We start from the raw sequence: 12723 nt of genomic DNA on the forward strand, positions 1-12723 counted from the left end.
TGTCGCAGGTGGCTGGCTATACTCGCCGTCGCTTTTCCAGTCACCTCACGAGTCCCCTACTGTCCATGGAACGTATCCTCGAAAACGCGATGTATGCCTCGCGCTGGCTGCTCGCCCCGATCTACTTCGGCCTCTCGCTGGGCCTGTTGGCATTGGCCCTGAAGTTCTTCCAGGAAATCATCCATGTCCTGCCCAACGTCTTCAGCCTGGCCGAGGCCGACCTGATCCTGGTGATCCTGTCGCTGATCGACATGTCGCTGGTCGGTGGCCTGCTGGTGATGGTGATGATCTCCGGCTACGAGAACTTCGTCTCGCAACTGGACATCGACGAGAGCAAGGAAAAGCTCAACTGGCTGGGCAAGATGGACTCTTCGTCGCTGAAGATGAAGGTCGCCGCGTCGATCGTCGCCATCTCCTCGATCCACCTGCTGCGGGTGTTCATGGATGCGCAGAACATCTCCACCGAGTACCTGATGTGGTACGTGATCATCCACATGACCTTCGTCATCTCGGCGTTCGTCATGGGTTATCTGGATCGCCTCACCAAGCACTGATGCCTGCAAGGGCCATTCGCGGGTAAACCCGCTCCCACAGGTCCTCTGCCAACCCTGTGGGAGCGGGTTTACCCGCGAAGAAGGCAATGCGCTGCAACTGACGAGTGGTGCCTTGTCTAATCCCAGGTTCTGTACAAAAAATGAGCACTCATGCGTGGTTCCCGCAGCGAGGTGCGCCCATGAACCTGCATCAGCTCAATACCGAGGCTAGGGCTGGCCATGTCGACGAACTCAATCTGATCGCCATCGAAGGCGGTGACTACCTGCTCGAGGCCCGGGTCAAAGGCCGTACCCATCCCCTGGACGACCAGCGTGGCCAGCGCCTGCGCGTGCACTCGGTCGAAGATGCGCGCCTGCTTCTGCAAGCGACCCCTTTGCTATCGATGAACCTGGTGCACTGGTCCGTGCAGGACGAGATGTGCGGCATGGGCTTGCACCCGGAAGAAGACCTCAAAGTCCCGATTTCCCAGCGTTCGGCCTGGTAGCTGCTTCGCGCGGCGCCAGTGTGCTAGGCTGCTCGCCCTTTTCATCAGGGCGCGGTTGCAGTGCGCCCTAAAGCGGAGCAAGCCAATGTCCGAACTCAACCTGTCCACCGACGAATCCCGCGTCAGCTACGGCATCGGCCGTCAGCTGGGCGGCCAGCTGCGCGACAACCCGCCACCAGGCGTCAACCTGGACGCCATCGTGCTCGGCCTGACCGACGCCTTCAACGGCGCCGACAGCCGCGTCAGCGAAGCCGACCTGTCGGCCGCCTTCAAGGTCATCCGCGAAGTGATGCAGGCCGAAGCGGCCGCCAAGGCCGAAGCCGCCGCTGCCGTCGGCAAGGAATTCCTGGCGGACAACGCCAAGCGCGAAGGCATCGTGACCCTGGCCTCGGGCCTGCAGTACGAAGTGCTGACCGCAGGCGAAGGCGCCAAGCCGTCGCGCGAAGACAACGTGCGTACCCACTACCACGGCACCCTGATCGACGGCACCGTGTTCGACAGCTCCTACGAGCGCGGCCAGCCGGCCGAGTTCCCGGTCGGTGGCGTGATCGCCGGCTGGACCGAGGCCCTGCAGCTGATGAACGCCGGCAGCAAATGGCGCCTGTACGTGCCGAGCGAGCTGGCCTACGGCGCCCAGGGCGTCGGCAGCATCCCGCCGCACAGCGTGCTGGTGTTCGACGTCGAGCTGCTCGACGTTCTGTAATGCCGCCGGGGCCGCTTTGCGGCCCATTCGCGGGCAAGCCCGCTGCCACAGGAAGCTCGCTGTAATCGAGAGCAATGAGAGACCTGTGGGAGCGGGCTTGCCCGCGAAGAGGCCAGTGATGCCGGCCTCAATTCCAGTCTGTTCCCCCGGGGCGCAACGCCCGCGCATAGCAGAACAGAAACAGATTCCTCACCAGCTCCTTGAGCACCCCAGGTTCACTCGAATTCAGGCCCATGAGGTCCAGGTCGCCCTGGTCGCGCAGTTCGTCGAGCGCGTCTTCCTCGAGCACGGCGCACACTTCGCCGGTCTCGCGATGCAGGATACGCAGGTAAGGGTGGGGGCGGTCGAGCCAGGCGTCGATCAGATAGGTCATGGCTATTCTCCTTGGATAGCGGTTCCAATGAGAATAATTCTTATTATCAAAATAGCAAGGGACTATTGGAAGAATTCTTCCGAATGGTGCAGGCGATCCTGTTGCAGGATCTGTCAGGGCCGCCCGCTGGGCAGCCCCGAGGGATAGGAGATCAGACCTTGCGCACGAACTCGGACTTGAGCTTCATCGCGCCGATGCCGTCGATCTTACAGTCGATGTCGTGGTCGCCGTCGCACAGGCGGATGTTCTTGACCTTGGTGCCGACCTTGACCACCAGGGACGAGCCCTTGACCTTGAGGTCCTTGATCACGGTGACGGTGTCGCCGTCCTGCAGGACGTTGCCGACCGAATCCTTCTTCACCACGTCGTCGCTGGCGGCTTCGGCGTCGCCGCTGGCCGACCACTCGTGGGCGCATTCGGGGCAGATCAGCTGGGTGCCATCCTCATAGGTGTATTCGGAGTTGCATTGGGGGCAGGGTGGCAGAGTGCTCACGGCTTTTCCTTTCAAGTACAGGCGGGACAAAGGCGCACATTGTATAGGGTTTAGTGATTTCCTGCACAAACGCATCGCGGGGCAAGCCCGCTCCCACGCCATGATGTGTGCTGGCGTGGGAGCGGGCTTGCCCCGCGATGAGGGTGTTGCGATGAATCAGTGGGTGCGCGCGACCGCGAACTCGCTCAGCTCGACCAGGGCATCCCGGTACTCGCTCGCCGGCAGCACTTCCAGGCAGGCGATGGCGCGGGCGACATAGTCGCGGGCCATCTGCGCGGTGTAGTCCAGGGCGCCGGACGCCTCGACGGCGATGCGGATCTGCTCCAGGTCTTCCAGGCCGCCCTTCTGGATCGCCTGGCGTACCAGTGCGGCCTGCTCCGGAGTGCCTTCGCGCATGGTGTAGATCAGTGGCAGGGTCGGCTTGCCTTCGGCCAGGTCGTCACCGACGTTCTTGCCCAGGGTCTCGGAGTCGCCCTTGTAGTCGAGCAGGTCGTCGACCAGCTGGAAGGCCACGCCCAGGTGGTCGCCAAAGGTGCGCAGGGCTTCGCGCTGCGCGTCGCTGGCCTGGGCAAGCGCGGCGGCGCTGTGGGTCGAGGCCTCGAACAGCATCGCGGTCTTGCCGCGGATGACGTCCATGTACACCTCTTCGGTGGTGCTGGCGTCGCGCACGCGCGACAGCTGCAGCACCTCGCCCTCGGCGATCACTCGGGTGGCCTTGGAGAGGATCTGCATGACCGGCATCGAGCCCAGTTCGACCATCATCTCGAACGAGCGCGAGTAGAGGAAGTCGCCCACCAGCACGCTCGGCGCGTTGCCCCACAGGGCATTGGCGGTGGAGCGGCCACGGCGCATGCCGGACATGTCGACCACGTCGTCGTGCAGCAGGGTGGCGGTGTGCAGGAACTCGATGGTCGCCGCCAGCAGGCGCAGGTCGTCGCCTTCGCGACCCAGGGCCTTGCCGCACAGCAGTACCAGCAGCGGACGCAGGCGCTTGCCGCCGGCGGACGTGATATAGTCGCCGATCTTCGATACCAGCGGCACGCGCGAGGTCAGCTGCTTCTTGATGATCTCGTCGACGGCGCTGAAATCGTCAGCTACCGCGCGGTAGAAGGATTGGGGTTGCATCGGCTGCTCCATTGAGGTTGCGCGGCATGCTAGGTCGCAGGTACCGGTGTGTCAAGGCGCGGTGCCCGCGAGGCCTGGCCGCCACTTGCAAGCATTTATAGGGTTGCGTACAATCGCGCACCCTAACTTTCCTGGGCAGCACCTGCCTTACGCAATTGCACAGGGCCGTTCCAGCCCCGTGCAGCCATGCCAGCCAATACTCATCATATAAAGCGCTGGGTGAGCAGGATTATCGGAGATTCAAAATGTCTTACGCAGTAATCGTTACCGGCGGCAAGCAGTACAAAGTCGCTGAAGGTGAATTCCTCAAGATCGAAAAGCTGGAAGTCGCCACTGGCGAATCCGTAACCTTCGATCGCGTTCTGCTGGTCGCCAACGGTGAAGAAGTCACCATCGGCGCTCCAGTCGTTGCTGGCGCTAAAGTAGTGGCCGAAGTCGTTTCCCAAGGCCGCCACGACAAGGTTCGCATCATCAAGTTCCGTCGTCGTAAGCACCACATGAAGCGCATGGGCCACCGCCAGTGGTTCACCGAAATCAAAATCACCGGTATCCAGGCTTAATCGCCCCGATCCCCTGAATTTATTGGAGAATTGAACCATGGCTCACAAGAAGGCTGGTGGTAGTACTCGTAACGGTCGCGACTCAGAATCGAAACGCCTTGGCGTGAAGATGTATGGCGGCCAGGTTATCAAGCCAGGCAACATCATCGTCCGTCAGCGCGGCACCGAATTCCACGCTGGCTACGGCGTTGGCATGGGCAAGGACCACACCTTGTTCGCCAAGATCGAAGGCGTGATCAAGTTCGAGAAGAAAGGCGAGTTCATGCGCCGTTACGTGAGCATCGTCGCCGCTTAATCGCGACGTCGCTCCAGAAGCCCCGTCATGCGACGGGGCTTTTTCGTTTGTGGTGAGCCTCTTGCAAAGCTGTTTGAATGGGCTGCCGGCGTTGGTTTCTGGTTCGTACGGGGCCGCCGCGCTCATCTTCGCAAGAGCCTCATGGTTTTCTGGTTTTCGACTCGTCGTCCGACGAGAGGCGGTTTTGAATGAAGTTTGTAGACGAAGTATCGATCCGGGTTAAGGCCGGTGACGGCGGCAACGGTTGCATGAGCTTCCGCCGCGAGAAATTCATCGAGAACGGCGGTCCCAACGGCGGTGACGGTGGCGACGGCGGCTCGGTGTACATGGTGGCCGACGAGAACCTCAACACCCTCGTCGACTACCGCTACACCCGCCACCACGAAGCCCAGCGCGGCTCCAACGGCGGCAGCACCGACTGCACCGGCAAGAAGGGCGACGACTTGTTCCTGCGCGTGCCGGTGGGCACCACCGTGATCGACGCGGCCACCCAGGAAGTCATCGGTGACCTGATCACTCCGGGCCAGAAACTGATGGTCGCCCAGGGCGGCTGGCACGGCCTGGGCAACACCCGCTTCAAGTCCAGCACCAACCGTGCGCCGCGCCAGACCACCCCGGGCAAACCCGGCGATCAGCGCGACCTGAAGATGGAAATGAAGGTCCTGGCCGACGTCGGTCTGCTGGGCCTGCCGAACGCTGGCAAGAGCACCTTCATCCGCTCGGTCTCGGCCGCCAAGCCGAAAGTTGCTGACTACCCGTTCACCACCCTGGTGCCGAACTTGGGCGTGGTCAGCGTCGACCGCTGGAAGAGCTTCGTCATCGCCGACATCCCCGGCCTGATCGAAGGCGCTTCCGAAGGTGCCGGCCTGGGTATCCGCTTCCTCAAGCACCTGGCGCGTACCCGCGTGCTGCTGCACCTGGTCGACCTGGCGCCGCTGGACGGCAGCAGCCCGGCCGATGCCGCCGAGATCATCATCAACGAGCTGGCGCAGTTCAGCCCGGCGCTGGTCGATCGTGAGCGCTGGCTGGTGCTGAACAAGGCCGACATGATCATGGATGACGAGCGCGACGAGCGCGTCAAGGAAGTGGTCGAGCGCCTGAACTGGGAAGGTCCGGTCTACGTGATCTCGGCCATCGCCAAGCAGGGCACCGAGAAGCTCAGCCACGACCTGATGCGCTACCTCGAGGACCGCGCCGACCGCCTGGCCAACGACCCGGCCTACGCCGAGGAACTGGCCGAGCTCGACCAGCGCATCGAAGACGAGGCCCGCGCCCAGCTGCAGGCCCTGGACGACGCCCGCACCCTGCGCCGCACCGGCGTCAAGAGCGTGCATGACATCGGCGATGATGACGACTGGGATGATTTCGAGGACGACGAAGACGGCCCGGAAATCATTTACGTGCGTGACTGATCGGTTGCTATACACTGAACGCCGCTCTCTGGAGCGGCGTTTTTGTATCCACGGTATCTACAGATTCGACATAGGTTGGAAGAGAAGATGCGAAGCAAGGTGACTGGCGCCAAGCGCTGGGTCGTGAAGATCGGCAGCGCGCTGCTGACCGCCGATGGCAAGGGCCTCGACCGCGGCGCCATGGCGGTGTGGGTCGAGCAGATGGTGGCCCTGCGCGAAGCGGGCGTGGAACTGGTGCTGGTCTCCTCCGGGGCCGTGGCCGCAGGCATGAGCCAGCTGGGCTGGACCACGCGACCGAGCGCGATGAACGAGCTGCAGGCCGCCGCCTCGCTCGGCCAGATGCGCCTGGTGCAGGCCTGGGAGTCGAGTTTCGGCGAGCATGGCAAGCACACCGCGCAGATCCTGCTGACCCACGACGACCTCTCCGATCGCAAGCGTTATCTCAACGCCCGCAGCACCCTGCGCACCCTGGTCGACCTGGGCGTGGTGCCGGTGATCAACGAGAACGACACCGTGGTCACCGACGAGATCCGCTTCGGCGACAACGACACCCTGGCCGCCCTGGTGGCCAACCTGGTGGAAGCCGACCTGCTGGTGATCCTCACCGATCGCGATGGCATGTTCGACGCCGATCCGCGCAACAATCCCGAAGCCCAGCTGATCTACGAAGCCCGAGCCGATGATCCGTCGCTGGATGCCGTGGCTGGCGGCACGGGTGGCGCCCTCGGTCGCGGCGGCATGCAGACCAAGCTGCGCGCCGCGCGCCTGGCCGCCCGATCCGGTGCCCATACCATCATCATCGGTGGTCGTATCGAGCGCGTGCTCGATCGCCTGAAAGCCGGTGAGCGCCTGGGCACCCTGCTGTCGCCCGAGCGCGGCATGCTGGCCGCGCGCAAGCAGTGGCTGGCCGGCCACCTGCAGACCCGAGGCACCCTGGTGCTCGACGACGGTGCCGTGAAGGCCTTGCGCGAATCGAACAAGAGCCTGCTGCCGGTGGGCGTGAAGACCGTGCAGGGCAGCTTCCGTCGCGGCGAGATGGTGGTCTGCGTCGGCCCTGACGGCCTGGAAGTGGCCCGTGGCCTGGCCAACTACAGCGCCCTGGAGGCGCAGAAGATCATCGGCCAGCCGTCCGATGCCATCGAGAGCCTGCTGGGCTACAGCGCCGAGCCTGAGCTGGTGCACCGCGACAACCTGGTCCTGGTCTGAAGGAGATCACCGTGCTGAAAAGGATGATTGCCGTGGCGGCGCTGGCGCTGCCGATGCTGGCCGGGGCCGAAGAGATTGGCCAGGTATCCACCGTGTTCAAGTTCGTCGGGCCGAACGACCGCATTGTCGTCGAGGCTTTCGATGATCCCAAGGTCGATGGTGTGACCTGCTACCTGTCGCGAGCCAAGACCGGTGGCTTGAAGGGTGGCCTGGGGTTAGCCGAGGATCGTGCCGAGGCGTCGATCGCCTGTCGCCAGGTCGGACCGATTCACTTCAAGGGTGAATTGAAAGACGGTGAAGAGGTGTTCAAAGAGCGCACCTCGCTGGTGTTCAAGACCATGCAGGTGGTGCGTTTTCTCGACAAGAAGCGCAATACGCTGGTGTACCTGGTGTACAGCGATCGGGTGATCGAAGGCAGCCCGCAGAATGCGGTGACGGCGATTCCGATTGTGCCGTGGGCACAGCAGTAACTTCCCGAATTTTGGGAGGCCTTTGGCCTCCTTTCGCGACACAAGGCCGCTCCTACAAGGGGTACGCAAATCCCTGTAGGAGCGGCCTTGTGTCGCGATAGGGCCGCAAAGCGGCCCCAGTACACAGATGTCAGGCCAGTTCCTCGGCCTCATCCTCACGCACGATGGCTTTGACCTCGTCGCGACGGCTGATGTACTTCCAGTCCGCCTCGTCGATGTAGATGCCGTTCGGCCCGCTGCCGCCTTCCAGGTCGATCGCCACCCGCGCCGACACCTGCGGCTTCACGCTCGCCAGGATCGGCACGAAGCCCAGCTGCTGGCTGGTCTCCAGCAGCGCCGCCTGGTTGCGTTCGTCGATGTCCGCCGCCTCGTCGAGGTAGTAGGGCAGGCGAATGCGCCCGGCCAGGTCGCGGTCCATCAGGTGCAGCAACAAGTACATGTTGGTCAGCGCCTTGATGGTCATGGTGGTGCCGTTGGACGCGGCGCCGTCGATGTCGGCGTGGATCACCGGCTGGCTGTTGATCTTGGTGATCTCGAAGGCCAGTTCGAACAGGTCCTTCAGGCCCAGCTGGTTGTGGTTGGCTGCCACCAGTCGCGCCAGGTACTCCTTGGCCTCTTCGTTCTTGTGATCCTGTTCGGCGCTTTGCGTCAGGTCGAACACCGACAGTGTTTCGCCTTCCTCGTACTGGCCGGCACTGTGGATGATCTGGTCGATGTGCTTGAGCGCTTCCTTGTTCGGTGCCAGCACCACGCGGAAGCTCTCCAGGTTCGATACCTGGCGCTTGTTGATCTCGCGGTTGAACAGCGCCAGCTGGTGCTCGAGGCTGTCGTAGTCGCTGCGGATGTTGCGCAGGGTCCGGGCGATGTCGGTGACCGCCGCGCGGCGGGCCTTGGCCAGGGTCAGCGCTTCCTCGGTGCGGTGCGAGTAGGCGTTGATCAACAGCTGCAGGCGGCGTTCCATGTCGTCTTCGCTGTCGAACTTGGCCACGCCCTTGAGGCGCACCTGGGCGTACAGCGCCTCGATCTGGTTGTCCACGCGCTGCAGCGCCTGCCAGCTGTCCTGGTAGTCGTTGAGCAGCGGCAACAGGTTGTCCATGGAGTCGTCGATGGCTTCCATGAACGGCGTGCCGAACGGCAGGTCGGCCGGCAGCAGCTGGCGACGGCGCAGGGCGTCTTCCAGGGTGCGCTGCTTGGCTTCCAGGTCGGCGATCTGCCGGCCCACCAGCTGCAGCTTGGCCGACAGCTGCTGGACGCGTTCGGTGAAGGCGTCGCTGGAGCGCTTGAGTTCGTCCTGGGCGGCTTCCAGCTGGCCGAGCTGTTCCATCTTCTCCGGCTCTTCCGCGGCCAGGGTCTCGGTGCGGCGGAAGTCTTCCAGGGCCTTCTGCGCATCCAGCACCTGCTGGTACAGGGCTTCGGTCTGGGCCTTGCTGGCGGCGCGGTCGAGGGCCACGGCCTGCTGGGTCTTGAGCTGCTTGAGTTCTTTTTCCAGGCGCTCTTTCTGGTCGCGCAGGGCAGCGCGGTCGGCCAGGGCCTGTAGCGCGGGCGGGTCGATGTGCGAGATATCGATGGACAGGCCCGGCACTTCGAAGCGTTCGCCCTTGAAGCGGTCGAGCACGCCTTCGAGGGTCTTCACCCAGACGTCGCTGTCGTCCAGCTCGATGCCACGGTCACCCAGCGGCAGGCTGAACAGCGCGCCGTTGAACACACGCATCAGGCGATCGACGTCCTGCTGCGAGAACTCCTCGCGCAGGCGGGCATAGCTGTTGTTGTCGGCGTGGTCGAGCTGCAGCTTGACCGCCTTCACGCGTTTTTCCAGGTCGCGCACGCGCTCGTCGAGATCCTCGGCGGAGAACTGGCGCGACTGGGCCAGGGCACCGGCCAGTTCGTCGTGGGCGTCCTTGGCGGCCAGCAGCTGCTGCTCCAGCACCTTGACGTCGGTGACCAGGGCGAAGCGGTGCTTGAGCACCGACAGCTCACCCAGCCAACGCTGGATACCGGTGATCTCGCGCTCCAGGCGCATCAGCTCCTGGGTGCCGCCGCGCTGGTCGTTCTGCAGGCGGTCCTGCTCGCCACGGTAGTGCTCGGACTGGATCACCAGCTCTTCCTTGCGCGCCATGGCGTATTCCTGCCAGGTGCCCAGCAGGTTGTCGAGCAAGGGCGAGATGCGGTGCAGCTTGCCGCGCAGGATGTCGCGCTGGGCCACGCCGCCGGCCAGGGCCTCGACCAGGGGGCCTGCGGCCACCAGGGCGTTGTAGTCGCCCTCCATGCGGCGTACGTCGCGGAAGGCCTCTTCGCAGGCGGCGATGTAGTCGACGCTGCCCGAGCGCAGGCTGTGCTCGAAGGCGTCGAGGAACAGCTGCTTGAGCTTGGCGGCGGTGATCTCGCGCATGTGCAGCAGGTTGATGAACAGCGCGCGGAAGGTCTTCAGGCTCTGCTCGCTGGTCGAGCGCAGCGGGATCAGGGTCAGGTCCAGCGGCACCGAGGTATGGCCACCGACCAGCAGCCGGCGCAGCTCGTCCGGCTTGAGCTCGTAGGCTTTGAGGCCATGGCGCTCGAGGTTGGTGAACAGCTCCTTCTGGCGCAGGCAGGTGTCGTCTTTCTGGTAGTGGGCCAGGTCCAGCTCGCCCTGGTAGGCGAAGAACTGGTGGCCGAAGCCGCCGCCCGGGCCGCGACCGACCACGCCGATCACGTGCGGGCCGTGGGGCAGGTTCAGTTCGGTGAGGATGTAGCTGGTGTCGCTGGCGAAGTAGAAGCGCCGCGACTGCTCCAGGCTGTACTTGCCGAAGCTCATGTCGGACATGCGCGCCAGGATCGGGAACTGCAGGGCGTTGATCGACGCCGATTTACCCAGGTTGTTGGCGCCGTAGACCGACAGCGGGTGTTCCAGGGGGAACAGGCCGAGGCTGTAGCCGGCGGTGTTGAGCAGTGCGAAGCGGCGGATGCCGTAGCGTTCCTGGCTCATGCGTCAATCTCCTGTTGCTCTTCGCGTATCGCCCGGGCCAGGGCGTCCTCTTCGCTTTCCTCGCCGTCGAACGGGGTGAGGTCGAGCGGGTCGTCGGTGCGGTTGAGTTCCTCGGGGGTTTCCTCCACCACCAGCACGGGCACCGGCAGCGGCAGGTCGCTGTGCAGGGTGGCGGCCAGGTCGCGGTCCTGCTGGACCGACAGGCACACGTCGAGGAAGCGGTGCATCGGCGGCATGAAGCGGTAGATGCCGCCTTCTTCGAAGGCGAAGCCCAGCTGGGTCATGCGGCGCATGATCTTTTCTTCGAGCTCGTCGACGGTCTGCACTTCGGCCTGCAGGAACAGGTCGCGGTACTTGTCCAGCAGCGACGGCAGTTCGTCGCGGCCGATGCTGCCGCCGTCGAGCACGGCCATCGGGTCGCGGCCCTGGTCGGCCAGGTGCTCGACCAGGATGAAGGTGAACAGCGACAGGCGCTGGGCGGTCTTGTTGACCTGCGCGGCGGCCTGCTCGGGGACGAAGTAGTAGAAGCCGCGGGTGTCGCAGACCAGCTCGAAGCCCAGGGCCTTGAACAGGGTGCGGTACTGGTCCTGGAAGTTCGACAGCTGGGCGTACAGCTCCGGGTCGCGGCGGCTGATGTGGAAGCCCTTGAACAGCTCGCGGAAGATCGGCGCGAGCTGGGACAGTTCGGAAAGATCAAGATGCATGGACGGGGCTCGCGGTGGATTCGGTCGTGGTCGCCGGCTTGTTGTCGCGGCTGGAGGTCAGGGCGAAGGAGCGCAGGCTGACCAGGTGTTCGCGGGTAAGGTATTGCTGGCGATCGAGGCGCTCGCGGCTGAAGCGCTTTTCCCGCGACAGGCGCGAGAACCAGTACAGCAGCTCGTCGGTGGCGCCCTCGGGCTCCTGCTCCAGCAGCCAGACCATCAGGTCCGGTAGCGGCAGGGCGTCCTCGCAGCGTTCGAGCATTTCCTTGACCGTGCGCGGGGCGCGGGGCAGCGGGCCCTTCTGGGTCTTGTGCGCCTTGGGGAAGCGCGCAGGCTTGGGCTCGAAGCGGGCCAGGGCGTAGACATAAGCCTCGACCTGGCTGGCGCTACCGAGGAAGGTGCTCTGCGGGCGGGTGAACAGCGGCATGGCCGCCTGCGGCACGGCGTCGATGCCCTTCTTGCGGATCACCGACAAGGCCAGTGCGGCACCTCGGGTCACGGCGTTGTGCCGGCGCGCTTCTTCACGCAGCGGCAGCAGCAGTTCGCGGGCGTGGCGCAGGGTCAGCTGGGCGCTGGTCTGCATCTCGAGGATGCGCGCGTGGGTGCGCAGCAGCATGTCGTCGTCGACCAGGTGGCCGAGGCGCGCCTGCTCGCCCAAAAGGCGCAGCAGCACGGTCTCGACCTTGCGCACGCCCTGCTCGAAGGCGCCGTCGGCGTTGACCAGCTGGATCATCGGCTCGACGTACTCGTCCCAGGTCGCAAGTACCTCGGCGTAGCGCTGGCGCAGAGGGATCTGCCGGTTGCTGGTCTTGGCCCGCTCGGCCACGGCCACCAGCGCCTGCTCGTCGTTGTCGAGTTTCTTCAGCACATCGCGCACGCGCATGTCGAGCAGGCGCAGCTGGCGTGCCAGGTCGTCGCTGTCGCGGTTGTCGAAGGCGTCCTGGATATGCCCGGCCAGGCGTTCCAAGTGGCGCAGGTAGGCCTCGATCTCCAGGCACAGGCCCAGCCGGTGTTCGCGGCGCAGGTAGGCGAGGAAGTCGTGGATCTGCGCGTTGAGCTCGAAGCGGTTCGGGCTCTTGGCCACCGGGACCAGAATGTCCAGGCGGATCCACACATCGAGCAGCTGGGTGATGTCCTGCGGGGTGCTTTCCACCTGCTGGCGGGCCAGCTGCTGGCGCAGCTCGACCAGGCTCAGGGTGCCCTGGTCGAAGCGCTCGCACAGCGGCTCGATCAAGGCCCAGTGTTCGGCTAGGGCGCGCAGGACGCGCTTGGGTTCGATCATTGGCGGGTCGACTCGTTGCCAAATAAAAGGGGCGATTGTACTGCATCCGGGGGGGAGGATTTCACCCCTTGGTCTGTTATGGGGATAACCCTGAGGCTCAAG

The 12723-nt window shown here is 64.4% G+C and carries 14 protein-coding genes; 8 read left to right on the forward strand and 6 right to left on the reverse strand.

Annotated features, from left to right (window positions below):
• Window positions 1–65: 65 nt before the first annotated feature.
• The 3 genes from N5D48_RS23995 (at window position 66) to N5D48_RS24005 (ending at window position 1742) form a co-directional block, all read left to right on the forward strand.
• The gene (locus tag N5D48_RS23995) at window positions 66–554 is read left to right on the forward strand and encodes a TIGR00645 family protein (protein ID WP_279888505.1); all 489 of its coding nucleotides are present in this window, start codon (window positions 66–68) and stop codon (window positions 552–554) included.
• A 179-nt stretch (window positions 555–733) separates the two neighbouring features.
• A complete protein-coding gene (locus N5D48_RS24000) occupies window positions 734–1039 on the forward strand; it encodes a DUF6482 family protein (RefSeq protein WP_279888506.1) in 306 nt (101 codons plus the stop codon).
• A gap of 85 nt (window positions 1040–1124) precedes the next feature.
• Entirely contained in the window at window positions 1125–1742 is a 618-nt protein-coding gene (locus tag N5D48_RS24005) for an FKBP-type peptidyl-prolyl cis-trans isomerase (RefSeq protein ID WP_279888507.1), read from the forward strand.
• Window positions 1743–1869: 127 nt separating this feature from the next.
• Here the strand turns inward: N5D48_RS24005 and N5D48_RS24010 are convergent, their stop codons facing one another.
• The 3 genes from N5D48_RS24010 to N5D48_RS24020 all read right to left on the reverse strand — a co-directional run bounded on the left by N5D48_RS24010 (window position 1870) and on the right by N5D48_RS24020 (window position 3733).
• Window positions 1870–2115 carry a hypothetical protein gene (locus N5D48_RS24010; protein ID WP_038707330.1) on the reverse strand — a complete coding sequence of 82 codons (246 nt, stop codon included), beginning with the start codon at window positions 2113–2115 and terminating at the stop codon, window positions 1870–1872.
• A gap of 151 nt (window positions 2116–2266) precedes the next feature.
• Window positions 2267–2608, reverse strand: a complete 342-nt coding sequence (locus N5D48_RS24015) for a zinc ribbon domain-containing protein YjdM (protein WP_279888508.1) — start codon at window positions 2606–2608, stop codon at window positions 2267–2269.
• A gap of 156 nt (window positions 2609–2764) precedes the next feature.
• Window positions 2765–3733: a polyprenyl synthetase family protein gene (locus tag N5D48_RS24020; RefSeq protein WP_279888509.1), complete on the reverse strand. Its 969-nt coding sequence runs from the start codon at window positions 3731–3733 to the stop codon at window positions 2765–2767.
• Between the two features lie 245 nt (window positions 3734–3978).
• Between N5D48_RS24020 and rplU the strand changes: the two genes are divergently transcribed.
• From rplU to N5D48_RS24045, 5 genes are all read left to right on the forward strand, one after another.
• Window positions 3979–4293, forward strand: coding sequence for a 50S ribosomal protein L21 (gene rplU, locus N5D48_RS24025; protein ID WP_003247466.1), 315 nt, complete (start codon window positions 3979–3981; stop codon window positions 4291–4293).
• A 37-nt stretch (window positions 4294–4330) separates the two neighbouring features.
• Window positions 4331–4588, forward strand: coding sequence for a 50S ribosomal protein L27 (gene rpmA, locus N5D48_RS24030; protein ID WP_003247464.1), 258 nt, complete (start codon window positions 4331–4333; stop codon window positions 4586–4588).
• A 188-nt stretch (window positions 4589–4776) separates the two neighbouring features.
• Entirely contained in the window at window positions 4777–6000 is a 1224-nt protein-coding gene (gene cgtA / locus N5D48_RS24035) for an Obg family GTPase CgtA (RefSeq protein WP_050706889.1), read from the forward strand.
• Between the two features lie 87 nt (window positions 6001–6087).
• Window positions 6088–7206, forward strand: coding sequence for a glutamate 5-kinase (gene proB, locus N5D48_RS24040; protein WP_279888510.1), 1119 nt, complete (start codon window positions 6088–6090; stop codon window positions 7204–7206).
• A gap of 23 nt (window positions 7207–7229) precedes the next feature.
• Window positions 7230–7676 carry a CreA family protein gene (locus N5D48_RS24045; RefSeq protein ID WP_279888512.1) on the forward strand — a complete coding sequence of 149 codons (447 nt, stop codon included), beginning with the start codon at window positions 7230–7232 and terminating at the stop codon, window positions 7674–7676.
• A gap of 130 nt (window positions 7677–7806) precedes the next feature.
• Here N5D48_RS24045 and mksF read toward each other — a convergent pair whose 3' ends face one another.
• Genes mksF through mksB form a run of 3 tightly spaced genes read right to left on the reverse strand, consistent with a single transcriptional unit; the run spans window position 7807 to window position 12621 of the window.
• Complete coding sequence (gene mksF, locus N5D48_RS24050) at window positions 7807–10638, reverse strand: Mks condensin complex protein MksF (protein ID WP_279888511.1); 2832 nt, start codon at window positions 10636–10638, stop codon at window positions 7807–7809.
• The gene (mksE, locus tag N5D48_RS24055) at window positions 10635–11342 is read right to left on the reverse strand and encodes an Mks condensin complex protein MksE (protein ID WP_011532174.1); all 708 of its coding nucleotides are present in this window, start codon (window positions 11340–11342) and stop codon (window positions 10635–10637) included. The genes mksF and mksE overlap by 4 nt, the downstream gene beginning before the upstream one ends.
• On the reverse strand, window positions 11332–12621 hold the full coding sequence (mksB, locus tag N5D48_RS24060; RefSeq protein ID WP_110735926.1) for an Mks condensin complex protein MksB: 1290 nt from the start codon (window positions 12619–12621) through the stop codon (window positions 11332–11334). The genes mksE and mksB overlap by 11 nt, the downstream gene beginning before the upstream one ends.
• Between the last annotated feature and the right edge of the window lie 102 nt (window positions 12622–12723).

Origin of the sequence: Pseudomonas sp. GD03858, assembly GCF_029840925.1 — a bacterium.
In the GTDB taxonomy this organism is placed as follows: Bacteria; Pseudomonadota; Gammaproteobacteria; order Pseudomonadales; family Pseudomonadaceae; genus Aquipseudomonas.

Bases quoted from the DNA above. Each gene is read 5' to 3' on its own strand.
- N5D48_RS23995 (WP_279888505.1), top strand. From the start codon at position 66: ATGGAACGTATCCTCGAAAACGCGATGTATGCCTCGCGCTGGCTGCTC.
- N5D48_RS24000 (WP_279888506.1), top strand. From the start codon at position 734: ATGAACCTGCATCAGCTCAATACCGAGGCTAGGGCTGGCCATGTCGAC.
- N5D48_RS24005 (WP_279888507.1), top strand. From the start codon at position 1,125: ATGTCCGAACTCAACCTGTCCACCGACGAATCCCGCGTCAGCTACGGC.
- N5D48_RS24010 (WP_038707330.1), bottom strand. From the start codon at position 2,115: ATGACCTATCTGATCGACGCCTGGCTCGACCGCCCCCACCCTTACCTG.
- N5D48_RS24020 (WP_279888509.1), bottom strand. From the start codon at position 3,733: ATGCAACCCCAATCCTTCTACCGCGCGGTAGCTGACGATTTCAGCGCC.
- rplU (WP_003247466.1), top strand. From the start codon at position 3,979: ATGTCTTACGCAGTAATCGTTACCGGCGGCAAGCAGTACAAAGTCGCT.
- rpmA (WP_003247464.1), top strand. From the start codon at position 4,331: ATGGCTCACAAGAAGGCTGGTGGTAGTACTCGTAACGGTCGCGACTCA.
- cgtA (WP_050706889.1), top strand. From the start codon at position 4,777: ATGAAGTTTGTAGACGAAGTATCGATCCGGGTTAAGGCCGGTGACGGC.
- proB (WP_279888510.1), top strand. From the start codon at position 6,088: ATGCGAAGCAAGGTGACTGGCGCCAAGCGCTGGGTCGTGAAGATCGGC.
- N5D48_RS24045 (WP_279888512.1), top strand. From the start codon at position 7,230: ATGATTGCCGTGGCGGCGCTGGCGCTGCCGATGCTGGCCGGGGCCGAA.
- mksF (WP_279888511.1), bottom strand. From the start codon at position 10,638: ATGAGCCAGGAACGCTACGGCATCCGCCGCTTCGCACTGCTCAACACC.
- mksE (WP_011532174.1), bottom strand. From the start codon at position 11,342: ATGCATCTTGATCTTTCCGAACTGTCCCAGCTCGCGCCGATCTTCCGC.
- mksB (WP_110735926.1), bottom strand. From the start codon at position 12,621: ATGATCGAACCCAAGCGCGTCCTGCGCGCCCTAGCCGAACACTGGGCC.